Annotated in this window: 24 protein-coding genes, 1 tRNA gene and 1 pseudogene; 22 read left to right on the top strand and 4 right to left on the bottom strand. The window is 40.9% G+C overall.

Annotation, left to right across the window (positions count from 1 at the left end; all coding sequences use genetic code 11):
* Positions 1-491 precede the first annotated feature (491 nt).
* The 12 genes from rpmH to ACGHCT_RS22365 all read left to right on the top strand — a co-directional run bounded on the left by rpmH (position 492) and on the right by ACGHCT_RS22365 (position 12,896).
* Positions 492-626 (top strand): 50S ribosomal protein L34, encoded by a 135-nt coding sequence (gene rpmH / locus ACGHCT_RS22420; protein ID WP_072851143.1) that lies wholly within the window; start codon positions 492-494, stop codon positions 624-626.
* A 65-nt stretch (positions 627-691) separates the two neighbouring features.
* Positions 692-1,063 (top strand): ribonuclease P protein component, encoded by a 372-nt coding sequence (gene rnpA / locus ACGHCT_RS22415; protein WP_072851145.1) that lies wholly within the window; start codon positions 692-694, stop codon positions 1,061-1,063.
* A complete protein-coding gene (gene yidD, locus ACGHCT_RS22410) occupies positions 1,035-1,244 on the top strand; it encodes a membrane protein insertion efficiency factor YidD (protein ID WP_206671807.1) in 210 nt (69 codons plus the stop codon). The genes rnpA and yidD overlap by 29 nt, the downstream gene beginning before the upstream one ends.
* Positions 1,245-1,307: 63 nt before the next feature.
* Positions 1,308-2,612: a YidC/Oxa1 family membrane protein insertase gene (locus ACGHCT_RS22405; protein WP_242946749.1), complete on the top strand. Its 1,305-nt coding sequence runs from the start codon at positions 1,308-1,310 to the stop codon at positions 2,610-2,612.
* A 20-nt stretch (positions 2,613-2,632) separates the two neighbouring features.
* Entirely contained in the window at positions 2,633-3,463 is an 831-nt protein-coding gene (gene jag / locus ACGHCT_RS22400) for an RNA-binding cell elongation regulator Jag/EloR (RefSeq protein ID WP_072851149.1), read from the top strand.
* A gap of 104 nt (positions 3,464-3,567) precedes the next feature.
* The gene (mnmE, locus tag ACGHCT_RS22395) at positions 3,568-4,941 is read left to right on the top strand and encodes a tRNA uridine-5-carboxymethylaminomethyl(34) synthesis GTPase MnmE (RefSeq protein WP_390437526.1); all 1,374 of its coding nucleotides are present in this window, start codon (positions 3,568-3,570) and stop codon (positions 4,939-4,941) included.
* Between the two features lie 18 nt (positions 4,942-4,959).
* Positions 4,960-6,846 (top strand): tRNA uridine-5-carboxymethylaminomethyl(34) synthesis enzyme MnmG, encoded by a 1,887-nt coding sequence (gene mnmG, locus ACGHCT_RS22390; RefSeq protein WP_390437524.1) that lies wholly within the window; start codon positions 4,960-4,962, stop codon positions 6,844-6,846.
* Positions 6,847-6,970: 124 nt separating this feature from the next.
* Complete coding sequence (gene rsmG / locus ACGHCT_RS22385) at positions 6,971-7,693, top strand: 16S rRNA (guanine(527)-N(7))-methyltransferase RsmG (RefSeq protein ID WP_390437523.1); 723 nt, start codon at positions 6,971-6,973, stop codon at positions 7,691-7,693.
* A gap of 443 nt (positions 7,694-8,136) precedes the next feature.
* On the top strand, positions 8,137-9,096 hold the full coding sequence (locus tag ACGHCT_RS22380) for an ABC transporter ATP-binding protein (RefSeq protein WP_390437522.1): 960 nt from the start codon (positions 8,137-8,139) through the stop codon (positions 9,094-9,096).
* Complete coding sequence (locus ACGHCT_RS22375; RefSeq protein WP_390437520.1) at positions 9,080-9,943, top strand: ABC transporter permease; 864 nt, start codon at positions 9,080-9,082, stop codon at positions 9,941-9,943. Before ACGHCT_RS22380 ends, ACGHCT_RS22375 begins: the two co-directional genes overlap by 17 nt.
* An 11-nt stretch (positions 9,944-9,954) precedes the next feature.
* On the top strand, positions 9,955-11,406 hold the full coding sequence (locus tag ACGHCT_RS22370) for a GldG family protein (RefSeq protein WP_390437519.1): 1,452 nt from the start codon (positions 9,955-9,957) through the stop codon (positions 11,404-11,406).
* Positions 11,406-12,896, top strand: a complete 1,491-nt coding sequence (locus ACGHCT_RS22365; protein WP_390437518.1) for a DUF4340 domain-containing protein — start codon at positions 11,406-11,408, stop codon at positions 12,894-12,896. Before ACGHCT_RS22370 ends, ACGHCT_RS22365 begins: the two co-directional genes overlap by 1 nt.
* 79 nt (positions 12,897-12,975) lie before the next feature.
* Here ACGHCT_RS22365 and ACGHCT_RS22360 read toward each other — a convergent pair whose 3' ends face one another.
* Positions 12,976-13,932, bottom strand: coding sequence for an alpha/beta fold hydrolase (locus tag ACGHCT_RS22360; RefSeq protein WP_072851164.1), 957 nt, complete (start codon positions 13,930-13,932; stop codon positions 12,976-12,978).
* 504 nt (positions 13,933-14,436) lie between these two features.
* On the opposite strand from ACGHCT_RS22360, the gene ACGHCT_RS22355 reads away from it, so the two are divergent.
* The 5 genes from ACGHCT_RS22355 to ACGHCT_RS22335 all read left to right on the top strand — a co-directional run bounded on the left by ACGHCT_RS22355 (position 14,437) and on the right by ACGHCT_RS22335 (position 18,998).
* Positions 14,437-15,213, top strand: coding sequence for a ParA family protein (locus ACGHCT_RS22355; protein ID WP_390437517.1), 777 nt, complete (start codon positions 14,437-14,439; stop codon positions 15,211-15,213).
* Positions 15,204-16,130 carry a ParB/RepB/Spo0J family partition protein gene (locus tag ACGHCT_RS22350; protein ID WP_072851168.1) on the top strand — a complete coding sequence of 309 codons (927 nt, stop codon included), beginning with the start codon at positions 15,204-15,206 and terminating at the stop codon, positions 16,128-16,130. Before ACGHCT_RS22355 ends, ACGHCT_RS22350 begins: the two co-directional genes overlap by 10 nt.
* Before the next feature lie 20 nt (positions 16,131-16,150).
* Positions 16,151-16,672 carry a DUF4446 family protein gene (locus ACGHCT_RS22345; protein WP_072851170.1) on the top strand — a complete coding sequence of 174 codons (522 nt, stop codon included), beginning with the start codon at positions 16,151-16,153 and terminating at the stop codon, positions 16,670-16,672.
* 62 nt (positions 16,673-16,734) lie between these two features.
* Positions 16,735-18,012 (top strand): serine--tRNA ligase, encoded by a 1,278-nt coding sequence (gene serS, locus ACGHCT_RS22340; RefSeq protein ID WP_072851171.1) that lies wholly within the window; start codon positions 16,735-16,737, stop codon positions 18,010-18,012.
* Positions 18,013-18,116: 104 nt separating this feature from the next.
* Entirely contained in the window at positions 18,117-18,998 is an 882-nt protein-coding gene (locus ACGHCT_RS22335) for a DUF3881 family protein (protein ID WP_072851173.1), read from the top strand.
* A gap of 67 nt (positions 18,999-19,065) precedes the next feature.
* Here the strand turns inward: ACGHCT_RS22335 and ACGHCT_RS22330 are convergent, their stop codons facing one another.
* Positions 19,066-19,665, bottom strand: coding sequence for a TetR/AcrR family transcriptional regulator (locus tag ACGHCT_RS22330; RefSeq protein ID WP_072851175.1), 600 nt, complete (start codon positions 19,663-19,665; stop codon positions 19,066-19,068).
* A 201-nt stretch (positions 19,666-19,866) separates the two neighbouring features.
* On the opposite strand from ACGHCT_RS22330, the gene ACGHCT_RS22325 reads away from it, so the two are divergent.
* The 4 genes from ACGHCT_RS22325 (at position 19,867) to ACGHCT_RS22310 (ending at position 25,054) form a co-directional block, all read left to right on the top strand.
* Positions 19,867-21,972 carry an RND family transporter gene (locus ACGHCT_RS22325; protein WP_072851177.1) on the top strand — a complete coding sequence of 702 codons (2,106 nt, stop codon included), beginning with the start codon at positions 19,867-19,869 and terminating at the stop codon, positions 21,970-21,972.
* A 15-nt stretch (positions 21,973-21,987) separates the two neighbouring features.
* Positions 21,988-24,330, top strand: coding sequence for a hypothetical protein (locus ACGHCT_RS22320; protein ID WP_390437516.1), 2,343 nt, complete (start codon positions 21,988-21,990; stop codon positions 24,328-24,330).
* A gap of 237 nt (positions 24,331-24,567) precedes the next feature.
* Positions 24,568-24,644, top strand: a tRNA-Arg gene (locus ACGHCT_RS22315).
* Positions 24,645-24,865: 221 nt separating this feature from the next.
* Positions 24,866-25,054, top strand: coding sequence for a hypothetical protein (locus ACGHCT_RS22310; RefSeq protein ID WP_390437515.1), 189 nt, complete (start codon positions 24,866-24,868; stop codon positions 25,052-25,054).
* A 227-nt stretch (positions 25,055-25,281) separates the two neighbouring features.
* Here the strand turns inward: ACGHCT_RS22310 and ACGHCT_RS22305 are convergent.
* Positions 25,282-25,470 (bottom strand): annotated as a pseudogene (locus ACGHCT_RS22305) (flavodoxin); the annotation flags it as partial.
* 149 nt (positions 25,471-25,619) lie between these two features.
* Positions 25,620-25,865 carry a hypothetical protein gene (locus ACGHCT_RS22300; protein ID WP_009296472.1) on the bottom strand — a complete coding sequence of 82 codons (246 nt, stop codon included), beginning with the start codon at positions 25,863-25,865 and terminating at the stop codon, positions 25,620-25,622.
* A 147-nt stretch (positions 25,866-26,012) separates the two neighbouring features.
* On the opposite strand from ACGHCT_RS22300, the gene ACGHCT_RS22295 reads away from it, so the two are divergent.
* Entirely contained in the window at positions 26,013-26,315 is a 303-nt protein-coding gene (locus tag ACGHCT_RS22295; protein ID WP_009296473.1) for a helix-turn-helix domain-containing protein, read from the top strand.
* The last annotated feature ends 2 nt before the right edge of the window (positions 26,316-26,317 follow it).

The raw sequence follows: 26,317 nt of genomic DNA, 5'->3' as shown, positions 1-26,317 counted from the left end.
CTATTTTAATTCATCATTTCTTATATATTATAATAAATCGTGAATTTTCGCAATGAAAAAATGTGTATAGAATGTTGATAAAGTTTCCATAAGAATGAAGATCTTTGATATGATGTGAAAAGTGTGTATAACTTATACCCATAACTCACACGTCGAATTATGGAGAAAATAAGGGTTTTTGAGAATATTGGGGGATCTTTACACATGAAACCACAAAGTTATCCACATGTTATCCACAATTTGTGGATAAAGTTACGTAAACTATAAAAAATGTCAGGGGATAACTTTTTATTGTGGAATTTGTTGTATTGGGGTGTCGTAAGGAGACAGCTGGTATAAATTATTTTTCCAAACTTATCATAAATATAATATTTCCTCTTGACGAATCAATGTTTTGTGCATATAATTGAAATGATGTTTTCAATCATGCATAATAGAATAATCAGCCATATATGATAGATATTTGGTAAGATAAAGGAGGTGCCAGACTTATGAAAATGACATTTCAACCGAAAAAGAGATCCAGAGCTAAGGTTCATGGTTTCAGAGCGAGAATGAGCAGCAAAGGTGGAAGAAAAGTTTTAGCTGCCAGAAGATTAAAAGGAAGAAAGCAATTATCAGCATAAGACCGCAGATATGTGGTCTTTTCTTCTCTTAAAGATCAGAAACTTCTTAATTAAAGGAATGTACTATGGAATATTCGGAGTCGTTAAAAAAGAATAGAGATTTTCAGGTGGTTTACAGGAAGGGAACATCTTTTGCAAATCGATATCTTGTTATGTATGTGATGGAAAACCAGCTGGAGAGAAATCGAGTTGGAATTTCGGTAAGTAAAAAAGTCGGAAACAGTGTTGTGAGGCATCATCTAACCAGGTTGATTCGGGAAAGTTATCGATTGCATGAACAAGTATTTCGTAGTGGATATGATATGGTGATTATTGTGAGAGTGAATGCCAAGGACAGGAATTTCAGGGATATTGAAAGTGCACTTTTGCATTTGGCAAAGCTTCACCATATTACAAAAAGGCAGGAAAATGAAAACGATATTAATCAAAATGATTAGGTTATATCAAAAATATTTATCCCCATTAAAGAGAACTCGTTGTCCTTATATACCTACCTGTTCTCAGTATGGATTAGAAGCAATTCAAAAATATGGTGCTGTTAAGGGATCTATGTTAGCTTGTTGGCGGATCCTCAGGTGCAACCCCTTTTCTCATGGGGGATATGACCCGGTGCCGTAAAGGTAAGGATGAGTTATCCTAAGAAGCGATAACGGCGAGTAGTCGGTTAAGGAGGAAATTGTTTTGAGTATTTTATTGACAAAGAGTACAATGCCCATTATCAAATGGTTTGCAGATATTCTGGGACTTTTGATGAATGCTATTTATAGCCTGGGTGTTACAAATATCGGTCTTTGTATTATCTTATTCACATTAGTAATTTATACCTTAATGACGCCCCTGCAGATCAAACAGCAGAAGTTTTCCAGGCTGAATGCAGTTATGGCGCCAGAGTTACAGAAGATTCAGAAGAAATATCAGAATAAAAAAGATCAGGTGTCTATGCAGAAGATGCAGGAAGAGACCAGTATGGTTTATCAGAAATACGGCGTATCCCCTACCGGAAGCTGTCTGCAGTTAGTGATTCAGATGCCGATACTGTTTGCATTATATCAGGTTATCTATAAGATTCCGGGTTATGTGACAGGGATCAAAGCTACTTTTGACGGGGTAATCACTCAGATTATGGGTGTTGGCGGGTATACGGATATACTTCAGACATTTCTGGATGACGAGAAGATTAAGACTGTCCGCCTGATTTTGGATAATGGAAAAGCAACCAAGGATTCGATTATTGATTTATTATATAATCTTTCCCCAACCCAGTGGGACAAACTGTCAGAGATTGGAAAGTTTTCCGGATTTTCAGATACCATTGCCAGTACAGCTGATAAGCTGTCACCCATGCAGAATTTCCTGGGTCTGAATATCGCAGATAACCCATTATCTGTTATAAAGTCAAGTTTTGTTTCACATCAATATATTTTACTTGTTGGAGCTATATTAATCCCTGTTTTGGCATGGCTGACACAGGTTCTGAATATTAAGCTTTCTATGGCTTTTAACAATAGCAACAAGGGTGATGATAAGAATAAGCAGGCTACACAGATGGAAGCAACCATGAAAAGTATGAATACTTTTATGCCTCTGTTTTCTGCTGTTATGTGTTTTACATTCCCTGTTGGTATTGGTATCTACTGGATCGCCGGTGCGGTCATCCGTAGTGTACAGCAGTTTGTAATCAATAAGCTGCTGGAGAAGGAAGACATGGACGAGCTTGTTAAGAAGAATCTGGAGAAGATGAATAAGAAGAGAGAGAAAGCCGGACTGCCTCCTCAGAAAATCTCTCAGCAGGCCAGAATGAATGTAAGGAATATTGAGGAGCCTAAGACAAAAGGAAAAACTCCGGAGGACCGGGAGCAGGCTGTGAAGAATTCCACGGATTATTATAAGAGAGCTGCGAATGCCAAGCCCGGCAGTATCGCGGCAAAAGCAAACATGGTAGCTCAGTTTGATGAAAAGAATAAGTCGAAGAACAAAAAACAGTAAACAGGTAAGGGGGATTTGTCATGGATTTCAAGGAATTCTCAGCAAAAACGGTAGATCAGGCGATTACCAATGCATGTCTTGAATTAGAAACTTCAAGTGAAAATCTTGAGATAGAAGTATTGGAACATGGAAGCTCAGGTTTTTTAGGATTCGGCAGTAAGCCGGCCAGGATTCGAGTGAGAAGGAAACCGGAGCAGGATCCTTTCATTGAGGAAGCTGCAGAGAAAAAGCCGGAAGTGAAAAAAGAAAAACCTGCAGAGAAGCCTGTGAAAGAAGTAAAAAAAGAAGCGAAGGCGGAACCAAAACCGGAGAAGAAATCTGAGCCTAAAGTGGAAAAGGCTGAGGTTAAGGCGGCAGAGGAACCCAAAATAGTGCAGAGATCTCAGGAAGAAGTAGAAGACATTAAAAATGAGGCTAAAAAGTTCCTGGATGGTGTATTTCATGCTATGAATCTGGAAGTTGTCATTAAGATGGAATATCATCAGGAAGAGGGAAATCTGGATATTGATTTTTCCGGCGATGATATGGGGATTCTTATCGGGAAAAGAGGACAGACTCTGGATTCCCTGCAGTATCTCACCAGCCTTGTAGTCAACAAGGGAAAACAGGGTTACATTCGTGTAAAACTTGATACAGAGAATTATAGAAGCCGCAGAAAAGAAACGCTTGAAAATCTTGCAAAGAGCATTGCCTATAAGGTGAGAAAGACAAGAAAAGCTGTTTCGCTGGAACCTATGAATCCTTATGAAAGACGTATCATTCATTCCGCACTTCAGGGAAACCGTTATGTGGAGACCTATAGTGAGGGAAATGAACCTTACCGTCATGTTGTAGTGAAGCTTAAAAAATAATAAATAATATAAAAGTTATTCTAGGTGAAAGCATGAATAACGCGTGCAGACGTGTGCTTTCTCCCGGGGTAACTTTTTTATATTAAAGTACAGGAGGAATAAATATGGCCGACACGATTGCTGCAATTGCTACCGCTATGAGCACATCGGGAATAGGAATTGTAAGGCTAAGCGGAGAGGATGCAAGAGAAATTGTCAGCAAAGTATACCGATCCAGGAGCGGGAAAAAGGATATCAGAGAGGTAAGATCGCACACCATACATTATGGTTTTATCTGTGACGGGGAGGAAACTATTGACGAGGTTTTGGTTATGGTAATGGACGGACCGTCCAGCTATACGGCTGAGAATACGGTGGAGATCGATTGTCACGGAGGCGTTCTGGCAATGAAACGGGTATTGGAGACGGTGATTAAATATGGAGCCAGACCCGCAGAACCAGGTGAGTTTACGAAAAGAGCCTTCCTGAACGGAAGAATTGATCTTTCCCAGGCGGAGGCAGTGATAGATGTGATTTCAGCCAAGAGTGAATATGCTCTGAAAAGCTCAGTAAGTCAGCTGAAGGGGGCTGTTCTTAAGATCATAAAAGAGATCAGAGAGAAGATTATCTATCACATTGCATATATTGAATCTGCTCTGGATGATCCGGAACATATAGCAATAGACGGATATGGGGAAGAATTGATGAAAGAGCTGCAGCCGTTAAAGAAACAGGTGGAAAAGCTTCTGCAGTCCTCAGATGAAGGGAAAATGATGAAGGAGGGCATAAAGACAGTTATTGTAGGAAAGCCTAATGCCGGAAAATCCTCTCTTCTGAATCTTCTTGTGGGGGAAGAGAGAGCGATTGTTACAGATATTGCAGGTACTACCAGAGATATTCTGGAAGAGACAATTATACTTCACGGCATTTCCCTTTGTATGATTGATACCGCGGGGATAAGAGATACAAAGGATGTGGTGGAACAGATCGGGGTAGGCAGGGCGAAGGAATACGCAAAAGATGCGGACTTGATTCTCTATGTAGTGGATTCTTCGATACCTTTGGATGAAAATGACGATGAGATTATAGGGATGCTTCAGGATAAAAAAGCAATTGTGCTTCTGAATAAGACAGATTTGTCTATGAAGGTGTCCGAGAAGGAGTTAAAGAAGAGGCTGAACCAGCCTGTGGTAGAAATATCTGCCAAGGAAGAGAAGGGGATTGATGTGCTGGAACAGGTCATCAAGGACATGTTCTTTCAGGGGGAAATATCTTTTAACGATGAAGTGTATATTACCAATGTACGCCATAGAACTGCTCTTTTTGAAACTATGGAAAGCCTGACTATGGTGGAACAGAGTATATCTATGGGTATGCCTGAGGATTTTTATTCCATTGATTTAATGAACGCGTATGAAGCCCTGGGAAGTATTATCGGTGAATCTGTGGGCGAAGATCTGGTAAATGAAATTTTCAGCAAATTCTGTACAGGAAAGTAGAAACAGGAGCGATTAGGAATGAATACTTTAATAGAAAATTACGATGTTGTGGTAGTGGGAGCAGGGCATGCAGGATGTGAGGCTGCTTTGGCCAGTGCAAGGCTTGGGATGGAGACAATTATGTTTACTGTCAGTGTGGACAGTATTGCCCTTATGCCCTGTAATCCCAATATTGGAGGGAGCTCTAAGGGACATTTGGTGAGAGAGATTGATGCCCTGGGAGGAGAGATGGGAAAGAATATAGATAAGACGTTTATTCAGTCTAAGATGCTGAATGTATCTAAAGGTCCTGCGGTACATTCTCTTCGGGCTCAGGCAGACAAGCAGAATTACAGCAAGACTATGAGAGAGGTTCTGGAACATACGGATCATCTGACGGTCAGGCAGGCGGAGGTTACAGAGCTTCTGGCCGGGGACGGGGCCATCCGGGGCGTTAAGACGTTTTCGGGGGCATCTTATATGGCAAAAGCAGTGATTCTCTGTACAGGCACATATCTTAAGGCCAGATGTATCTATGGGGATGTGAGCAGCTATACAGGGCCTAACGGACTGCAGGCTGCCAATTATCTTACGGATTCTCTGAAAAAGCTGGGTGTGGAAATGTTCCGGTTTAAAACAGGAACTCCTGCCAGAATTGACGGCAGAAGCATCGACTATTCTCAAATGGAAGAGCAGTTCGGGGATGAAAAGGTGGTGCCGTTTTCTTTTTCCACGGATCCGGAGGATGTTCAGATAGAGCAGGTTTCCTGCTGGCTGACGTATACCAATGAGAAGACTCATGAAATTATAAAAGAAAATCTGGATCGCTCCCCTTTGTTTTCCGGGATGATAGAGGGTACCGGTCCCAGATACTGCCCGTCTATAGAAGATAAGGTAGTAAAGTTTGCTGATAAAAACAGACATCAGGTATTTATAGAACCTGAAGGACTGTATACTACCGAAATGTATGTGGGAGGAATGTCCAGTTCTCTGCCTGAGGATGTTCAGCAGGCAATGTACCGGTCTGTAAAGGGGCTGGAAAACGCCAAAATAGTAAGAAATGCCTATGCGATTGAATATGACTGTATTAATCCGAGACAGCTGAATCCTACTCTGGAGTTTAAGAATATAAAAGGTCTGTTCAGCGGGGGACAGTTTAACGGCAGTTCCGGGTATGAGGAAGCTGCTGCACAGGGATTAGTGGCAGGAATAAATGCTGCGTTAAAGATAAAGGGCCGGGAGATGATGGTTCTGGACAGATCAGAGTCCTATATCGGTGTGCTGATAGACGATCTGGTCACAAAGGAGAATCATGAGCCCTACCGTATGATGACAAGCAGGGCAGAATACAGACTTCTTCTCAGGCAGGACAATGCGGATCTGAGGCTCCGTAAAAAGGGATTTGAGGCGGGTCTAATCGGACAGACAGAGTATGACAGGCTGGTGCTCAAGGAAGAGCAGATCGAGGCGGAAATCAAGCGTGCAGAGCATAGGAATATAGGCGCATCCAGAGAAGTGCAGGAATTATTGGAATCCTATGGAAGTACCCCTCTGAAAACAGGGACAACCCTGGCAGAATTAATACGAAGGCCTGAACTTTCTTATGAGCTTTTGGCTCCTGTTGATCCTGAAAGGCCCCAGCTGCCCTGGGACGTGGCAGAGCAGGTGAATATTAATATTAAATATGACGGATACATCCGCAGGCAGTTAAAACAGGTAGAACAGTTTAAAAAGCTGGAATCAAAAAAGATACCGGAAGAAATTGATTATGATACTGTCGGAGGACTTCGAATAGAAGCAAAACAGAAATTAAAGTTATACCGTCCTGTCTCTATCGGACAGGCATCCAGAATATCAGGAGTCTCACCGGCAGATATATCTGTCCTTTTAGTGTATTTGGAACAGTATAGATATCACAAGAGATGATCCACTCGGCAGCATAAATTGGAGTGAGATGTCCACATCTGTGTGTATAAAAAATTAATTATGTGGATAACTCTTGTCTATTAAAGTAAATTTTGTGTAAAACAGTAAAGATCAGGAGAATACAATGAATTATAATTTGTCAATATTAGAGCAGTGCTGCAAAGAGTTTCATCTGGAATTATCTGAGAGGCAGAAGCAGCAGTTTATCCAATACTATGAACTTCTAGCTGAGTGGAATAAGGTAATGAATCTAACTGGTATCACCCAGTGGGAAGAAGTTTTGTTAAAGCATTTTGCAGACAGTCTGTCTGTTACCAGGGTGATAGATTTGTCTCAGGCAGGGTCGCTGATTGATGTGGGTACGGGGGCCGGATTTCCGGGGATCCCCATAAAGATAGCATTCCCTCACATTAAGGTAACCCTCCTGGATTCTTTAAATAAAAGAATTAATTTTTTGAATGAAGTCATCGGACAGCTAGGTCTGGAGGGGATAACGGCAGTACATGGCCGTGCGGAAGATATAGCCAGAAAGCCAGAGCACAGGGATTTCTACGATGTAAGTGTATCCCGGGCTGTAGCAAATCTTGCATCCCTCACCGAATACTGTATGCCCTTTGTAAAACCCGGGGGATGCTTCATCTCCTACAAGTCAGGAACTATTGAGGAAGAACTGGTACAGGCCCAAAAAGCCATAAAAACCCTGGGAGGCCGCCAGGATCCCCCTGCGACCTTCTCTCTGATGAACAGCGGCATCACCCGCTCTCTCATCAAAATTATAAAACAAACACCGACCCCCAGGAAATATCCCCGAAAAGCCGGGCTCCCAACCAGGGAGCCTATCATGTGATTCTATGAATACCATGAATGTACAAGATCTGTAAAATTTAATACTTTACCGCTATTTCTATACGTGAATTTTGTATCAGCCAGGAAAAGAACTGGGTCCCCTGGGATATTGAAGGCCATAGGAGGGGGGGAGGGCAGGTGTAGATGACTATGAGGTTAAGCGGAGCGAGCCGAAGATCCACTGCCGGCGATCATTTAGAAGCGAAGGCTATCCTGAGCTTCTTAGTGAGCGGCCAGGCAGTTAGCTGAGGCAAGCGCAGCCTCGAATGGTCATCTACACCTGCCCTCCCCCCCTCCTATGGCCTTCAATATCCCAGGGGACCCAGCTCTTTTCCGTCCCCTCTGCACACAAACTTTTCACATAATTATCACAATTTTTCCTAATTTCTATCACACAATGAAAATAAAATTAAAAATGGCTAACAAATTAAAGGAGGGAAAATTTTGATAGAAGTAAGAAACCTGGTAAAAAAATATGGCCAGCAGACAGCGGTGGATCACCTTAACTTTACGGTTGAACAGGGCAAGATCTACGGTTTCCTCGGACCAAACGGGGCCGGAAAGTCCACAACTATGAACATGATAACCGGCTATATTGCATCCACAGAGGGTGAGGTCTACATTAATGGCCATAATATTCTTGAGGAACCTGAAAAGGCAAAAAAGTGTATAGGATATCTTCCGGAGATCCCCCCCATATATCCTGAAATGACGGTGTGGGAATATCTGTCCTTTGCCGCTGAACTGAAAAAAATCCCGAAGGGAGAACGGGAGAAGGCAATTTGCAATGTAGTCTCACAGACAAAGATGGAAGATATGAATCACAGGCTGATAAGAAATCTCTCAAAAGGTTATAAGCAGCGTGTAGGACTGGCTCAGGCCCTGCTTGGGTATCCGGAGATAATTATTCTGGATGAGCCTACGGTTGGACTGGATCCGAAACAGATCATAGAGATTCGTGATTTGATTAAAGGTTTGAGCAAGAGACATACAGTTATATTAAGCTCACATATTTTATCGGAAGTAAGCGCTGTGTGCGATTATGTACTTATTATTGATCATGGAAAATTAGTGGCCAGCGATACGCCGGATAATCTAAGCAAACTGATGTTGGGCTCTAATTCTCTGGAACTTACTGTAAAAGGGCAGGAAGAAGATATCAGAAAGGCATTGGATCTCGTTGAGCACATAGAGGATGCGGTCTTTCATAATTCGCCCATAGAAAATGCACATGAAATAACCATAAAGACCACCGGACAGGAGGATATACGGGAAAATATTTTCTTTGCCCTTGCCGACGGAAAGTGTCCGATTCTAAAGATGCAGTCCACAAATATGTCACTGGAGGATGTATTCTTAAAATTGACAGACGACAAGGAGGAAGAGAATGTTAGCAGTTTATAAAAAGGAATTAAGGGGATATCTGACATCTATGATCGGGTATGTATTTATAGCATTTGTTCTGGCCATAGTTGGAGTGTATTTTACAGCCTATAACCTGACCTCGGCCTACCCTGAATTTGGCGTGACTTTAAGCGCAGTGAGCTTTGTATTTCTGATTATTACACCTGTACTTACCATGCGTATACTTGCTGAAGAGAAAAAACAAAGAACAGATCAGCTTTTGTTTACTGCTCCGGTGTCTGTATGGAAAATTGTATGCGGAAAATACCTGGGAATGGTAACTATATTATTTATACCCATGGCTATTATATGTACCTATCCTTTGATTATGGGGAAATATGGAACAATATCTTATCCTATGGCATATACGGCAATTTTTGGCTTTTTTTTAATGGGATGCGGGAATATTGCAGTTGGATTATTTCTCTCCTCCATAACAGAGAGTCAAATTATAGCAGCAGTCCTTACATTTGCAGTATTATTTATCTGTAATGTGATACAGGGGATAGAGTCGTTTATAGCTCAGACAGCGTCGGCCTCTCTGATTTCTATTCTTATTATGGCGGTAATTCTCTGTCTGATCATTTACAGAATGACAAAAGATACGTTAGTAACTATCATTGCCGGTTTAGCAATGGCAGGTACTGCAATTGGGCTGTTTCTGTGGAAGTCTTCTTTATTTGAAGGGGCGATTCAGAAATTTATGGAGATATTCAATATAACAGGACATTTTGATGGCTTTGTTGGAGGTGTACTGGATATGTCCGGTATTGTCTATATGGTATCCATTATACTGATTTTTGTGTTCCTCACTGTGCAGTCTATACAGAAGAGACGCTGGAGTTAGGGGGTGAAGGAATGAAGAAAATCAATTGTAAAGAGTATTTTAGTAACAGAAAGAAAAACAGGAAAAACATAAAGAACGGTTCTTACAGCATTGGAATTACAGCGGTGATTATTGCCATTATTATTGTTCTGAATCTGGTGGTACAGGAGATTCCGGTACAATACAGAGAATTAGATTTAAGTGAACAAAAATTATACACCATTGGAGATCAGACGAAAAAAGTGCTGAGGGAGTTAAAGGAGGACGTGACCTTATATTATATTGTACAGGATGGAAGAGAGAGCAGCGATATCGAGAGACTGCTGGAGAGATATCAGGATGAAAGCAGCCACATTAAGGTGGAAAAGAAAGATCCGGCGCTTTCTCCTAACTTCACGTCGCAATACTCTCAGGAAGAGGTGAGTGATAACAGCATTATTGTTGTATGCGGGGACCGCAATAAGGTTGTCAGCTACAATACGATGTATCAAAGTGATATTGATTATACTACCTATTCCTCACAGGTGACGGGGTTTGATGGTGAAGGTCAGATAACAAGTGCCATAGACTATGTGACATCTGAGGATCTTCCTACCATGTATGTACTTCAGGGACATGAGGAGGCAGCCATAAGTACAGATCTGAAGGATGCCATTGCAAAGCAGAATATTACTATTGCGGATCTTAATCTGTTAACTGCAGATGCAGTGCCGGAAGATGCAGATGCAATTTGTATTCTTGCACCGGCAAAAGATATTTCAAAGGAGGAAGCAGACAAGATTATCGGTTATCTTGAGGGGGGAGGCAAAGCTCTGATTGTATCCAGCTATTCGCCGGAGAAAATGCCTAATTTTGCATCAGTACTTGAGAATTATGGAGTAAAAACCTGTGAAGGCATTGTACTTGAAGGAGATCAGAATCATTACATCTCCAATAACCCTACTTATATCCTTCCTAACATTGAAAGCAATGAGATAACCTCCGAACTGTCCTCCGGAAACAATTATATATTAATGCCGGTTGGCCAGGGAATTCAGACCCTGGATCATTACAGAGACAGTCTCAAGATTGAAAATATTCTTACTACTTCAGATGATGCATACTCTAAGGTAAATGTAGAAAGTTCTACACTGGAAAAGGAGGAAGGAGACATCAGCGGTCCCTTTACCCTGGGAGTATCTATTACAGAGTCTGTAGGGGAAGGGAAAGAAACACAAATTGTGTATTATTCATCGGAAAGTCTTTTTAGTGATCAGACAAATCAGATGGTATCGGGAAGTAATTTCCAGCTAATCACTGACTCCTTAGGATGGATGTGTGAGCATACAGAAGGGGTTTCTGTGCCTGTGAAATCTATGGAGTTAAGTAACTTAACTATTTCTGCGGCGGACAGTAGCTTTTGGAGTATCTTCTGCATTGGCGTTCTGCCAGTAGCTGTCCTGCTTTTGGGGGGCGGTATCTGGTTAAAAAGGAGAAAACAGTGATGAAAGGAAAAAAAGGGATAACGTTAATTGTAGGAGTTGTACTATTGATGCTGCTTGTCCTTTCGTATTTAATGCTGCACTCCGGAAATAAGGACGGGGAGGATACCAGGGAGGAGGAGGTAAAAACCTCCTCTGTGGCGAAGCTGAAAGAAGAGGATATGGCGTCTGTATCTTTTGGCGCAAAGGACAATATGCTGACTTTTATCCAGGAAGACAATACATGGTATTTAGAAGCAGATAAGGAGTTCCCTGTGGATCAGCAGGCGGTATCTGATTTGCTGTCAAAGTTAAGTGATGTGCAGGCCTCCCGCACGATTGAAAATCCGGAAGATCTGGAGGAATATGGACTGGAGGATCCACAGACTAGTATTATAGTGACTGCTGCAGACGGTGAGAAGACTTCCTTCTATATTGGAGATGATAATGCAGTTGTATCAGGATGTTATATGTATCTCAATGATGCAAGGGACAGGGTATACCTTGTAGATACAGAGATGAAAACATCTTTTCTATGCGGACTGTATGATCTTGCCGAAAAGGCTTCATTTCCCAGCATTACAAGCTCTAGTATAACCCGGTACAGGATAGATAAAGAGGACAGTCAGTTTGCGGTTAATGAAGACAGTAATTCCAAGACAGGGTGGACGGTGACCGGCTGGGACGGAAGCAAAAAACCAGCTGCAAGTGATGCAGTTTCCAATACTTTTACAAAGCTTTCCAGTTTGTCTTTTAATAGTTATGTTAACTATAAGGAAGATAGTCTGGAACAGTATGGTCTGGCAAATCCCACTGCTGTAATTACGGCAGACTATACAGAGACAGTAAAAGATGAGAGCAGTGAGGAATCTTCTGAAGATAGTGATACATCTGGAGAAAGCCAGGAGACTGCCGTAGACAGGCAGATTGTAATAACCGTGGGCAATGAAGATGAAAATGGTAACTACTATGTGAAAACAGAAGGAATTCAGGGAATTTATACTATGAGTGCAGAGGAGCTGAATACCTTGCTAGACGATGATGCAGCTTCGTACTTGGATACTTATGTTAACAAGGTATCTTTTGCCGACTTATCAAAGCTTGAGGTTGTAAGAGATCAAACAGTTTATACAATAGTAAGCAAGTCTGTGGAAAAAGAGACCTCAGAGGGGGAAAATACTGCGGATGAAGAAGACCAGGAGACAGAACTGAAATACTATATGAATGATCAGGAAATAGACTCTGCAGAGTTTCTCGCTTTTTATGAAAAAGTGTCCGGTATGGAATCAGACAGCAGACTTGACCGTATGCCGGAGTCAGCTCTTGAACCTGAACTGACGATAAAGTTTTATGACAAAGCTAGTGGGGAAGAGACAGATGTGGACTATTACGCTTATGACAGTAACTTTTATTTAACGGCTGATAATCATGATAATTATTTGCTGGTGAATAAGATGGACATCAGAGAGATGTTGGAAAAGCTGGATAATCTGCTAACAGATACGCAGAAGTAAGCAGGATACATAAGTCAAAGTGTTATTAAAGTGTATAAAATGTGGAGATCTCTCCTATAGGAGGGATCTCCACATTTTATTATGAAAAGAATATAGATATTTGTTCCAGCAATTTACCTGGAGTTTCCAGCTGAGGAAGGTGTCTTGCCTTTTCCAGAACAGCAGTTTCAATCGCAGGATTTAGCTGTAGGTAGGAGGAACAGATCTCTTTTGCATTTTTTTCTTCAGCACCGCATACAATAAAAATGCTATGATCAATAGCCTCCAGTGCATGATTGATATTATTATTGGTAAACCTGCCAATTATACTGGAGTGAAGGTATTTTGCGTTGTGTTCCCCCTTGTGCGCACTTTCGTAATAAATATCCACTAGTCTGTTATTTGCAAGAAATGGATTATAAAAATATTTTTCTGTAAATAGCAGTTCGATATTTTCCCTGGCGGTAATCATATTGTAGACCAGTGTACCGAAAATAGGCAGCTCCAATAAAAATTTCAAAACCTTCGTTTTTTTTGTGGGAGCCTGATTCAATTCGTTTAAAGAAGGAGGGTTAATCAGCATTATCTTTCCAAACAGCTCTTCTTCATTATGGCAGGCCATAACAGCAAAGGAACCGGAAAATCCGCTGGTTATAACATCAGTTCTCTCGCCAATAATATTTTTTATAAAGTCAGACAGCATTTGTACGTAAATGAAATTTGTATAAGTAATATTTTGTTTGTCAGAACGTCCGCATCCCAGCAAATCAATAGTATAAACTGTATAGCTTTTCGCCAGTTCATCCACGATAATATTCCATTCATAATCAGAACTATAAACTGTCAGATCGTGAACCAATAAAAGCGGTGATCCCTGTCCCTGCTTAGTATAATAAATGCGGCCAAATCTCCATTCATAAAACTTCCTTGATGTTCCTCTCAGCAATTCTTTCATTGTTGCCGATGCAAATAATAGCTTGTTAATAATATGAATCACACCTGTGGCCAGTGTAAACAAAATTGCTGTTGTAATAAGTTTATGTTTGTGTTTGTTCATCAGATGGGTACCTCCTTCGGAGTCTTAGTACTTATATTATAAAACATTGAGGAGGATTATACAAGGAGAAATCTTCAAGCAAGTACGCCTCGGCGTACTAGAAAGACATATAAGGAGAGAAAATGTTTCACGTGAAACATTACTTTTTGTTTTTACTTCTATATTAAGTATTATAAAATAATAAAAAAAAATAATTTATGAAGTACGGAGTTGTAAGTATCCTGCTATGCAGAACAGGGGTTATTCTTTTAATAATGCAGCACCAGATGTACTTATATATACTTACATGTTTATGTTTAAAATGATAATTTTAGTAAAGACTATAAGTATGTGCAGTGATGCCAATAAATATAACTAAAACAAAGATTAAAACTATTTTTATTTATATAATTCCTATAAAAAAGTTTCACGTGAAACATTTTTATAGAAATCACAGTATAAAAGTGTTATAATGAAACAGTCACATAAATATGCAAGATTACAAGTGGAAAGAAGGGGTTTTAATTGGGAAGAATTATAGCCGTTGCGAATCAAAAGGGCGGCGTTGGAAAATCAACTACTGCAATTAACCTTTCTGCGTGTCTGGCCGAGATGGGTCAGAAAGTTTTGACTGTTGACATTGATCCGCAGGGGAATACTACCAGTGGGTTAGGAATTGATAAAATGGGAGTAGAAGCCACTCTTTATGAGTTACTGTTGGATGAATGTGAGTTATCTGATTGTATGATAGAGAATGTTATAGAGAATCTCTCTTTGATTCCATCTAATGTGAATCTGTCCGGGGCAGAAATTGAATTAATTGGAATAGAAAACAAAGAGTTTTTACTGAAAAATCAAATTGACAGGGTAAGAGATCAGTTCGATTTTATCATTATGGATTGCCCGCCATCACTAAGTATATTGACCATTAATGCAATGACTACGGCCGATTCAATTTTAGTTCCTATACAATGTGAGTATTATGCATTAGAAGGATTGACTCAGCTGATACATACAATAGAATTGGTACAGGAGCGCCTGAATCCTGAGTTAGAAATAGAAGGCGTAGTGTTTACCATGTATGATGCAAGGACAAATTTATCACTGCAGGTTGTTGAAAATGTGAAAAATAATCTGCAGCAATCCATATATAAGACAATAATCCCCAGAAATGTGCGTTTGGCTGAGGCCCCCAGTCATGGATTACCTATTAATCTCTATGATTCCAGGTCCGCCGGAGCTGAAAGCTACAGACTTCTGGCTGAAGAAGTATTACATAGGGAGGACGAAGAATGGCAGTAAGGAAAAGCGGTCTTGGCAAGGGATTGGATTCTTTGATACCTACAGCAGCAGCTGTAAAGCCTAAAAAAATAAGTTCTTCAGAAGAGCAACAATCGTCAGCAGCTGCTTCAGAGGACAAGTCATCTCCAAGAGATATAATGAAAGTTAAAATTACAAAAGTAGAACCTAACAGAGAACAGCCCAGAAAGCAGTTTGATGAGGATGCACTTTTGGAACTTGCGGATTCAATCAAACAATTTGGTATTTTACAGCCGCTATTAGTTCAGCAAAAAAATGACTATTATGAAATCATAGCCGGTGAAAGGCGTTGGAGGGCAGCAAAGTTAGCCGGTCTCAGGGAAGTGCCTGTAATTATTAAGCAGTTTTCAGAACAGGAGACGGTGGAGATCTCGTTGATAGAAAATATTCAGAGAGAGAATCTGAATCCTATTGAAGAAGCAATTGCCTATAAACGATTAATGGAAGAATTTCATTTGAAACAGGATCAGATAGCTGACAGAGTTTCAAAGAGCCGAACTGCTGTTACCAATTCCATGCGCCTGTTAAAGTTAAATGAAAAGGTAAGGCAAATGGTAATTGACGAAATGCTTAGCACGGGTCACGCAAGGGCACTCCTAGCAATTGAGGATCCCAAGCTGCAGTATGTCACAGCAAGCAGAGTGTTTGACGAAAAGTTAAGTGTAAGAGAGACTGAAAAACTGGTGAAAGAGCTGCTGCACCCAAAAAAGCTGAAGGAGACAGAAAAAGATACGACCCAGGATATTATATACCAGCATTTGGAGGAGAGAATCAAATCAATTATCGGCACTAAGGTCGCTATTAACAGGAAAAATGAAAATAAGGGGAAAATAGAGATAGAATACTATTCAAAGGATGAACTGGAAAGGATCATTGAATTATTGGAATCTATCGGGTAAGATGAGGGAGTATAACACATATGAGCGAAATAATAAGTACACTCCAGGAAAATTCGGGTATTCTTTTAGTATTAATGATATTATTGGTGATAATATTACTGATTGTTGTCTTTAATTTATCTCTGGGGCTTAACCGGCTGAGCCGGAAGTATAACCTGTTTATGAAGGGAAAGGATGCTCAGTCACTGGAAAAAACATTTGTACGGAAATTTGCAGAAGTAGATCGTTTAATTGAAGCAAATGACATTAATAATCTTGAAATTAAGAAACTAAAGAAATGTATGGAGAAAACCCTCAACAAATATGGAATTGTTAAGTATGATGCTTTTGAGGACATGGGTGGGAAACTAAGTTTTGTTTTAGCTATGCTTGACAACGATAATTCAGGTTTTATTCTGAATGCCATTCACAGCAGAGAAAATTGCTTCTTATATATCAAGGAAATTGTAAAAGGGGAATCCTACATTATGCTGAGCCAGGAAGAGATGGAAGCACTGAAAAGAGCTGTTAATTTTGGATTGGTTGAAGATATTGAAATTTAATTATGTAAATCATTGGTAAAATATTATGTAAACTAGATAAAGGCTATTAGGAGGAACATGTCATGTTAGATATCAGATTTGTGCGTGAAAACCCGGAAGTGGTAAAACAGAATATAAAAAATAAATTTCAGGACAATAAATTAGAGCTTGTGGATCAGGTTCTGGAATTGGATCAGAGAAACAGGGATATTAAAAAAGAGGTTGAGGCGTTAAGGGCAGAGAAAAATAAGATATCGAAACAGATCGGAGCCTTTATGGCTCAGGGGAAAAAGGAAGAAGCCGAAGAGATTAAAAAACAGGTAGCAGCCAATGGGGATAGAATTGATTCTCTCTCACAGGAAGAAAAAGAAGTTGAAGAAAAGATTAAAAAAATCATGATGGTGATCCCAAACATTATTGATCCCTCAGTGCCTCTTGGAAAGGATGACTCTGAGAATGTAGAGGTTCAGAAATATGGGGATCCTGTGGTGCCTGATTTCGAGATCCCATATCATACGGAGATCATGGAGAAGTTTAACGGCATAGATTTAGACAGTGCCAGAAGGGTTGCAGGCAATGGTTTTTATTACCTTATGGGGGATATTGCCAGGCTTCATTCCGCAGTGATTTCTTATGCCCGTGATTTTATGATTGACAGAGGATTTACCTATTGTGTGCCTCCTTTTATGATCAGAAGCGATGTGGTAACCGGAGTTATGAGCTTTGCTGAAATGGATGCCATGATGTATAAGATTGAGGGAGAGGATTTATACCTCATAGGAACCAGTGAACATTCTATGATCGGTAAATTTATAGACACTATTTTGCCGGAGGATACATTACCCCAGACACTTACCAGCTATTCTCCCTGTTTCAGAAAAGAAAAGGGGGCCCATGGATTAGAGGAAAGGGGCGTATACCGTATTCATCAGTTTGAGAAACAGGAAATGATAGTGGTTTGTAAGCCGGAAGACAGTATGATGTGGTTTGAGAAGTTATGGCAGAACACCGTAGATTTATTCAGAACACTGGATATTCCGGTGAGAACACTGGAATGCTGTTCCGGCGACCTGGCGGATCTTAAGGTGAAATCTATAGATGTAGAGGCATGGTCTCCAAGACAGAAGAAATACTTTGAGGTAGGAAGCTGTTCCAACTTGGGCGACGCTCAGGCACGACGTCTGAAAATCAGGGTAAACGGAGAGAAGGGCAAATATTTTGCACACACTCTGAACAATACTGTGGTTGCCCCCCCAAGAATGCTGATTGCATTTTTGGAAAATAATCTTCAGGAGGATGGTACCGTTAAGATCCCCCTGGCACTTCAGCCTTATATGGGCGGAAAAACAGTAATAAAATAATATTATGTTAACAAGTTTATGTAAATTATATTAGTAAAATATGCACAAGTTTATTTGTATATAGTATATATGAGAGAATGTAAGGCGAGAGAGGAGGTGTTCTTTTGCATAGTTATATGAAATCCATTGGTTTTTCGAATATCAAAAATAAGAAAGAACTGGATGAGATTTTAAAAGAAGTGGTAGATAATTATGATGAAAAAACAGTCGTAGAGGACAGAGACGGACACTTGTTTGCAGAGATATCGAAGATATATGGATGTGATTATGGAATTACGGTGTGCGGTGAATATGACGAGAATAATGAATTCCAGATGGAATATTATTTTCCCCATTTCAGAGGAACGGGAATCACTACCCGGGAAGATATAATTATAGAAAAGCATGCCGGAAAGGAATCCTTTGCCGGGGCATGTGATGATGTGAGAATTGGAGTGACTATGATATTTTATCTGCAGAATGCAGGAGAATACCTGAGTGAGCGGGGAAAGGGAAATATCCCCGGTTCCAATTATTCAGTAACCATATCGGGTTTGGCAAAGGAAGGGAAAATACTGCTTCCTGTAAAAAAGGAGTCCCATCAGGTAAAAGAGGATCAGGAAACAGCCACTAACAGAAACCGGCTTCTGGCTGCAGCCCGCAATGGGGATGAAGATGCAATGGAAAGCTTGACAATGGAAGATATAGACATCTATGCTATGATTTCCAGGCGCATTGTAAAAGAAGATGTATATTCCATAGTAGATTCTTATTTTATGCCCTATGGCATTGAATGTGACCAGTACAATGTGATGGGTGATATTGTAGATTGTTCTGAGGTTAAAAATATAAAGACCGGTGATACTGTCTATGAGATGAGTATATTGTGCAACGATATACAATTTGATGTGTGTATTAACAAAAACGACCTGTTAGGGGAGCCTCAGCCTGGAAGGCGGTTTAAAGGGGTTATCTGGCTGCAGGGGTACATTAACTTTAATGAATAGAGACATATAACAAAAAGGGGCTGTGAAAAAAGCCCCTTTTTATTATATGTGACGGGATTTACCTCTCTTATTGTGCAAAATCATTCATTATACTTTTTATTATCCGGTACAAATGCGGTTTGTATTCGTCAATGGGTACGGGATCTTTATAGAGAATGCAGCTATAGCAGGTTCCTCCAATCAGTTCTACAATAGTAAACAGCATTAACTCGGGATTCTTGTAGTGCTTTGGGCTGTCTTCCACCATTTTGTAATATACTTCATATACGTTATACTCCTCATCGGATACTTTAACGTCAATGGCCTTGCGGAATACCCCCCAGGAAAGGTTCTTAGCAATAAAACGGAGCAGAGACTGGTTTTCTATCAGCTGGTTGATAATATAGTCCACAATAAACAGAAGCTGCTCTTCAAAATCAGTGATATCTGTTCCAGACAAGGCTTCGTGTGCATCATAGAACAGTTTTCCTGCTTTATGGGAGATCAGCTTATTCCGGACATCGTATTTGTCTGTAAAATAGAGATAAAAGGTTCCTTTTGCAACCCCTGCCTGCTGTACAATATCAGATATTGTGGTTTTCTGAAGGCCCTTGGTGATAAAGAGTTCAAAGGCAGTATTCAGCAGTGCATCTTTCTTTTTCTTTTTGTTTTCTTCTAATTTATTCATAGGTTTCCCCCATTTCTATCTTATATTATTGGGTCAAAATGACCAAAAGTCAATATATTAAAATTATATAAATTGATTTTAATATATTGACTATCGGTCATTTTTGATGTATAACGAGTATTGACATAGAAATGACTAATGGTCATTAATAAAATGATTAAAGGGGATGCAGAGGTTGAAAAAGAGGAGTGAGCTATTATTATGACAATCAAGATTGGCAAGTGGATTGCGAGACACAGAAGATTGATTATGGCAATCGGGATACTGCTGATAATTCCTTCTCTCATAGGGATATCTAAAACACGAATTAACTATGATATTCTGAGTTATCTTCCTGATTCACTGGAGACAGTTTCGGGGCAGGATATACTGGTGGATGAATTTGGAATGGGTGCTTTTTCCATGGTTGTAGTGGAAGATATGGAGATGAAGGATGTACAGAAACTAAAAGAGGAGATCAAGGAGATTGATCACGTAAAGGATGTACTCTGGTATGACAGTGCGGTGGATATTAGTGTTCCGGTTGAAATGCTTCCCTCTGAACTTAGGGAAAGCTTTTTTAGCGGGGATGCTACCATGATGGTTGCACTGTTTGATAATACAACATCTTCTGATGAAGCTATGGATGCAGTAAGTGCTATGAGAAATACAGTAGGGAAACAGTGCTTTATCAGCGGTATGACCGGTGTTGTGACGGATATTAAAAATCTTTCGCTTCAGGAAATGCCCATCTACGTAGTGATTGCGGCAGTTCTTTCGCTTCTGGTTTTATGTCTTACCATGGACTCACTGGTGGTGCCAGTATTATTTTTGACCGGAATTGGGGTTGCTATTTTATACAATCTGGGGAGCAATATATTTCTGGGAGAGATATCCTATCTTACAAAGGCGCTGACCGCTATTCTCCAGTTGGGCGTTACTATGGATTATTCCATCTTTCTTCTGAACAGCTATGAGGATAATAAGATACGATTTGACAATGACAAACAGAGGGCTATGGCTCATGCCATTTCAAATACCTTTAAATCTGTGGTTGGAAGTTCTGTAACAACCATTGCCGGTTTTGCAGCTCTTTGCTTTATGACATTTACGTTAGGGAGGGATATCGGTATTGTAATGGCTAAGGGGGTAGTAATCGGTGTGATCTGCTGTGTCACTCTGCTCCCTGCTATGATTCTTACCTTTGACAAGGCCATAGAGAAGACAAAGCATAAAGCAATTATTCCGAATCTTGACCAGATATCCGGATTTATTACCAGACATTACAAAGCCTGGCTGGCAATATTTATTATTCTTCTGTTTCCTGCTATTTACGGCAACAGCCATACAGAGGTTTACTATAACATAGACAAATGTCTCCCGGCTACACTCCCCAGTGCAGTTGCTAACAGCAAGCTGGAAGACGATTTTCATATGAATACGGTCCATATGGTACTTATGAAGAATGGGATGGAGGCCAAAGAAAAGAGGGAGATGCTGGAAGCCATTGATAAGGTTGACGGTGTTAAATGGGAGATCGGGATGGATTCTCTCATAGGGCCGGGAATTCCATCTTCTATCATACCGGAGGATGTTAAGGAGATGCTTCAGAGCGATGAATACGAAGTGGCGTTTGTTTGTTCTGACTATAAGGCGGCAACGGATGAGGTAAATAACCAGATTGCCCAAATTGATAAGATAGTTAAGAATTATAGTCCGCAATCTATGGTAATCGGTGAAGCACCGCTTACAAAGGATTTGGCTGATGTTACGGATGTGGACTTGAAAAATGTTAATATTGCTTCGGTTGCAGCTATTTTTCTAATTATTCTGCTGGTATTTAAATCAATTTCTTTGCCGGTAATTCTGGTTGCAGTTATTGAATTTGCTATCTGTGTGAATATGGCTATTCCCTATTACAGCGGAATTACGCTTCCTTTTGTTGCCAGCATTGTAATTGGAACGATTCAGCTGGGGGCTACTGTAGATTATGCTATTTTGATGACCAGCCGTTACCAGAAGGAACGTGGGCTTGGCAGGTCTAAGAAAGAGGCTATTTCTATAGCTCATAAGACCTCCATGAAGTCTATCTTAATCAGCGGATGCAGCTTTTTTGCAGCTACCTTTGGAGTCGGACTGTATTCTAAGATAGATATGATTAGTTCCATCTGTACACTGCTGTCTCGGGGGGCAATTATAAGTACAGTTGTGGTACTTTTTGTACTTCCGGCTATGTTTATGATCCTGGATCCTGTAATTTGCAGGACTTCTATTGGATTTGTTCCGAAAAAACATAAGGTAAAAACAAATGAAAGTTTCGTTCAATAAGTGGGAGGGATTGTTATGAAAAAAGGATGGAGAAAAAAGGCCGCTGCAGTAACTGCTGCGGGTATGATAGCAGTAGTTGGATGCACGTATCTGTTTGCAGACAGCCAGAAAGCGGATGCCGCTGAGAAGGAAGAGGCTTCCAAGGAAGCCGAGGAGCTGAGAAGTATAACGGAGCAGGTAGCGAATAAGAGTGCACCTGCCCCAAGCGGAACACTCTTAAAAGATGAGTCTGTATATGTTACTGCTGATGCTGAGGGAAATGTTGAAGAGATTATTGTCTCTGACTGGATGAAAAATGCAGGAACAGTAAATGAACTGGAGGATCAGTCTGAGCTGACAGATATCAAAAATGTGAAGGGTGACGAAAAGTTCCAAAAAGAAGGACAGAAATTAATCTGGAAGACAAAGGGAACGGATATCTATTATCAGGGTAAAACAAAGAAGTCTCTTCCTGTAAGTGTTAAAATAACTTACAAATTAAATGGAAAAGAAGTAAATGAAAAAGATCTTGCCGGAAAGTCCGGAAATCTGGAGATGAATATTCAGTATACGAATCACGCCAGGAATACTGTAAAAATAAAGGATAAGGATACGGATATTTATACGCCTTTTGTGATGGTTACGGGTATGTTTCTTCCCACAGATAATTTTACTAACGTTCAGATAGATCATGGAAAAGTAATTTCTGATGCAAGCAGAGATATTGTCATTGGAGTTGCTTTTCCAGGCTTAAAGCAAAGTCTGGACCTAAAGGAACCGGACAAAGAAGATATAGATTTTGAGATTCCGGAATCTCTGACTATAACAGCAGATGTCACTGATTTTACGATGGGTCCCACCCTTACCTTAGCATCCTCTGATATGCTTGGAGAACTAGGATTTGATGATATTGACAGTTTTGAAGAGTTACAGGATTCTATGAAAGAACTGTCAGATGCGTCTAACCGGCTGGTAGATGGTTCCGGGACGCTTAAGGATGGTATTTCCACTCTGCAGGATAAGACCGGAGAGTTCGGAGATGGGATCCATTCTTTAAACAGCGGAATTGGGGAACTTCATGATGGAGCAGGAGTGCTTGCTTCCGGAGTTGAAGAGTATACGGCAGGGGCAGCAGCGCTTGCAGGCGGGGTAACCGCCTATACGGCAGGGGCATCCCAGCTTGCAGAAGGAATCCGGACTTATACGGCAGGGGAGGAAAGTCTTGCCTCGGGAGTAGAAGAACTGGCCGCCGGAACAAAGGAACTGCCGGGAGCTGTGAGTAATCTGAATCAGGGGATCCAGGGGGTAAAGGCTGGTCTGGACTCTCTGACAGATGAGCAGAAAACCCAGGCTTTACTGCAGGGAAGCTCTTCCGTTGCAGAGGGCATTGGAACGGTAAACAGTACACTGAAAGCTATTGAATCTGTTCTGGATTCCGGCGCTTCGGCTGCAGATGTGCAGACATTGCTGAGTTCTGTTGTGTCTGGTGTTAAGACCTCTTTAACGAACGACAGTGCTGTTTTAGGTACACTTAGGGGTGTACAGGATGTGGCAGGCAATTATAAAGGACTGGCGGACAGGGCCGGTTTAGGCGATACCTTCCAAGCTTATTACGGACAATTAGAAGACTGTATTCAAAGGCTGCAGGAGAATGTAGATACGCAAACGAACCTGTTAGCACAGCTTCAGAGTGCAGCAGGAGGTGCTTCGGGTACTTCGGATCTGGATACCCTGAAGGGCTATATTCATCAGCTGGTTGAGGCAACCGGGGAAAACAGTGATCTCTATCAGGGTGCGGCAAGTGTTCACTCCGGTATAGAATCTGTTGTTGAGGGCAGTAAGACCATGAAGAATGTAATGGATCAGGTTGCAGAGGGAAGCAATACCCTGAATGCATCCGCAGGCTCATTGGGGATGGGCATCGACAGGCTGAAATCCGGGGCAGATGAGCTTTCTTCCCACAATGGGGAGCTTACTAAGGGGGCATCGGATCTGCTTGCAGGATCGGGCGATCTGATCGGTGGTGTAAAAGAACTGACAGGCAATAACAGTGTCCTTATCAATGGTGCGCAGGCTTTGGCCTCTGGTACAAATACCCTGCAGAATGGAGGAAGCAGACTGAAGGATGGAAGTGAACAGCTGACCTCCGGTGTCAAACAGCTGGCTGACGGCTCCAGGGACTTGGCGGATGGAATGAAAGAGTTTGACGAGACTGGTATTCAGAAACTATCAGATGTGTTTGATGGGGATATTCAGACTTTAAAAGATCGTATTGATGCAGTGATGGAGGAAGGAGATAGGTATCAGTCATTCTCTGGAATCTCGGATCAGATGGATGGAAATGTTAAATTTATTATAGAGACAGCAGAGATTAAATAAATCTTGTGGCCGCTGCATTTTTCAGTGCTAAATGCGGCGGCCACAAGAACTCTTTGGATTTCTTTGTAAGTAAGATTTGACTTTTTGCTTGCATTTTGGTAAAATTATTTAGTGAGATTTTTCTGTTCTCGTAGCTCAGCTGGATAGAGCACTCGCCTCCTAAGGTTACGTAGAAGCAATCCCCTTAGGAAAAAAGGGAAATGGTAATAAGTAAAATAAAATATAGATTTTCTAACTGTCGCTATAGCTCAGCTGGATAGAGCGACCGCCTCCTAAGCGGTAGGCCGGAGGTTCAAATCCTCTTAGCGACGCCAAAAACTCCGCCAGAAACATTGTAAAATCAACGTTTCTGGCGTTTCTTGTTTTCCGAGAGAATTTGAACTAAAGTATTTTGGCACAAATTAGCTTGCTAATTTGAAAGGCGATTGTTGCTTGTCCAATCACTTGATTTATTAGGTATAAATAATTTTTCATTCCGCATATTTGAACTTCTATTCTCTTCCATATACAATGGATTTATAAGGCGGTAGAGAGCATGAAGAACTCAAAGTATCATTTATATTTAGATAGCCAGGAACGAAAAATTGCAGTACTTAGCCTTGTGGAATTGAAAAATGAACTCATTCAGCAAGGCAGATATACCGACTGCATTGATGAACTGATATTCAAGATAGCAAATGCATCGGTGAAGAAGCTGAAAGCGAATAGAAAAAGTTGTGGATAGATGTTATAATAGGCTGAAATAAATCAAAAATTAGCTTGGAGTCATAACTCAAAATTATTTATAGAATATGAAGTATAAGATAAATCAGTATTTGCTAAAAAACAAAAGGCAAATAGGTCACTTAAACCTATCTGTCTTTAGAAAATCTTTACTCCAACCAATTATCTTTATGCTCTGCATAGAATGCCAGAAATCTTATTCAGATGCGGGATTCCTCTATGGGAGCTTTAGCACCCTATGCCTTCTGTCCACTTCTTTAATTCAGCCACAGATTTGCCATTGGCTAAGAATCCTTTTTTCCAGTTTGCTTTCGGGCAAAGTGATTGCAAAGCAGCTTCTGCTTTCTCAACGCCAGCCTTATGAGAAGTCACAAACAGCCCCGTCTTCTTCCCAGTAAAATTATATTGTTTCACAAACCGATTTACAACATATCAGGGGACAACTTTTAATACAATATCAGCGGATACAAAAGCAGCGGATAAGCACAAGGTAAGGTGTGCATATCCGCTGCTTTCTTCTTTTTTATCAATATACTGTGCCTTTATGCCTCGAAAATGCACACCCCTTAAAGGTTCGGATACCAGCGGAGCAGATCGCCGCGTCCCTCTGCCTCCAAGGTTTCAACCGCATATTTCAGCCATTCCTCTGGCGTTGGAATTTCCCCGGCGCATGGTATCTTCTCCCATTGCGCCCGCTTCTCCGGGTCTGGATCATTCATACCTTTTTTAATGCGGGCCGAGATAATTGCCCGCATTTCTTCAACCGTGATATTCCTCTCACGGGCCAGTCTTTCAAATAAGTGTTCTTCCATGTTGGTGCCTCCTGATTATATGAATAGTATCCCCGCCTGCTGCTATGCTATCAGTATGCCCTTTGTGGGAAATGATATGTCTACCGATTGTGACTATTATATCACCATTTTGGGCCTTAGAATAGATACAGATGGGCAGGTGGATATATGAATACACAAAAACGCATAAAGCAACTGATGGAGGAGCGCGGCTGGACAGATTACCGGCTGGCAAAGGAAGCCAATCTCTCCCATTCCACAGTCACAAATATGTTTAACAGAAATAATGCGCCGACGCTTCCGACCTTGGAGGCGGTATGCAGGGCGTTTGGTATAACTTTATCGCAATTCTTCTCCGAGGGGAATGATCCGGCGCAATTAACCGAAGAACAGAGCGTACTGTTCTCAAAATGGAGTACCTTGACCGAGGAGCAGAAAAATCTGCTACTTGCCCTCATAGATACCATGTAAAA

Source organism: Lactonifactor longoviformis (assembly GCF_042848515.1).
Lineage (GTDB): Bacteria > Bacillota > Clostridia > Lachnospirales > Lachnospiraceae > Lactonifactor > Lactonifactor longoviformis.
The sequence above is the reverse complement of the archived record's forward strand: the minus strand, read 5'-3'. Positions and strand labels throughout refer to the sequence as shown.

What these genes read in the sequence shown, in the direction of transcription:
- rpmH (WP_072851143.1), top strand. Translation starts at nt 492, where the DNA reads ATGAAAATGACATTTCAACCGAAAAAGAGATCCAGAGCTAAGGTTCAT.
- rnpA (WP_072851145.1), top strand. Translation starts at nt 692, where the DNA reads ATGGAATATTCGGAGTCGTTAAAAAAGAATAGAGATTTTCAGGTGGTT.
- yidD (WP_206671807.1), top strand. Translation starts at nt 1,035, where the DNA reads ATGAAAACGATATTAATCAAAATGATTAGGTTATATCAAAAATATTTA.
- jag (WP_072851149.1), top strand. Translation starts at nt 2,633, where the DNA reads ATGGATTTCAAGGAATTCTCAGCAAAAACGGTAGATCAGGCGATTACC.
- mnmE (WP_390437526.1), top strand. Translation starts at nt 3,568, where the DNA reads ATGGCCGACACGATTGCTGCAATTGCTACCGCTATGAGCACATCGGGA.
- mnmG (WP_390437524.1), top strand. Translation starts at nt 4,960, where the DNA reads ATGAATACTTTAATAGAAAATTACGATGTTGTGGTAGTGGGAGCAGGG.
- rsmG (WP_390437523.1), top strand. Translation starts at nt 6,971, where the DNA reads ATGAATTATAATTTGTCAATATTAGAGCAGTGCTGCAAAGAGTTTCAT.
- ACGHCT_RS22375 (WP_390437520.1), top strand. Translation starts at nt 9,080, where the DNA reads ATGTTAGCAGTTTATAAAAAGGAATTAAGGGGATATCTGACATCTATG.
- ACGHCT_RS22370 (WP_390437519.1), top strand. Translation starts at nt 9,955, where the DNA reads ATGAAGAAAATCAATTGTAAAGAGTATTTTAGTAACAGAAAGAAAAAC.
- ACGHCT_RS22365 (WP_390437518.1), top strand. Translation starts at nt 11,406, where the DNA reads ATGAAAGGAAAAAAAGGGATAACGTTAATTGTAGGAGTTGTACTATTG.
- ACGHCT_RS22360 (WP_072851164.1), bottom strand. Translation starts at nt 13,932, where the DNA reads ATGAACAAACACAAACATAAACTTATTACAACAGCAATTTTGTTTACA.
- ACGHCT_RS22350 (WP_072851168.1), top strand. Translation starts at nt 15,204, where the DNA reads ATGGCAGTAAGGAAAAGCGGTCTTGGCAAGGGATTGGATTCTTTGATA.
- ACGHCT_RS22345 (WP_072851170.1), top strand. Translation starts at nt 16,151, where the DNA reads ATGAGCGAAATAATAAGTACACTCCAGGAAAATTCGGGTATTCTTTTA.
- serS (WP_072851171.1), top strand. Translation starts at nt 16,735, where the DNA reads ATGTTAGATATCAGATTTGTGCGTGAAAACCCGGAAGTGGTAAAACAG.
- ACGHCT_RS22330 (WP_072851175.1), bottom strand. Translation starts at nt 19,665, where the DNA reads ATGAATAAATTAGAAGAAAACAAAAAGAAAAAGAAAGATGCACTGCTG.
- ACGHCT_RS22325 (WP_072851177.1), top strand. Translation starts at nt 19,867, where the DNA reads ATGACAATCAAGATTGGCAAGTGGATTGCGAGACACAGAAGATTGATT.
- ACGHCT_RS22320 (WP_390437516.1), top strand. Translation starts at nt 21,988, where the DNA reads ATGAAAAAAGGATGGAGAAAAAAGGCCGCTGCAGTAACTGCTGCGGGT.
- ACGHCT_RS22310 (WP_390437515.1), top strand. Translation starts at nt 24,866, where the DNA reads ATGAAGAACTCAAAGTATCATTTATATTTAGATAGCCAGGAACGAAAA.
- ACGHCT_RS22300 (WP_009296472.1), bottom strand. Translation starts at nt 25,865, where the DNA reads ATGGAAGAACACTTATTTGAAAGACTGGCCCGTGAGAGGAATATCACG.
- ACGHCT_RS22295 (WP_009296473.1), top strand. Translation starts at nt 26,013, where the DNA reads ATGAATACACAAAAACGCATAAAGCAACTGATGGAGGAGCGCGGCTGG.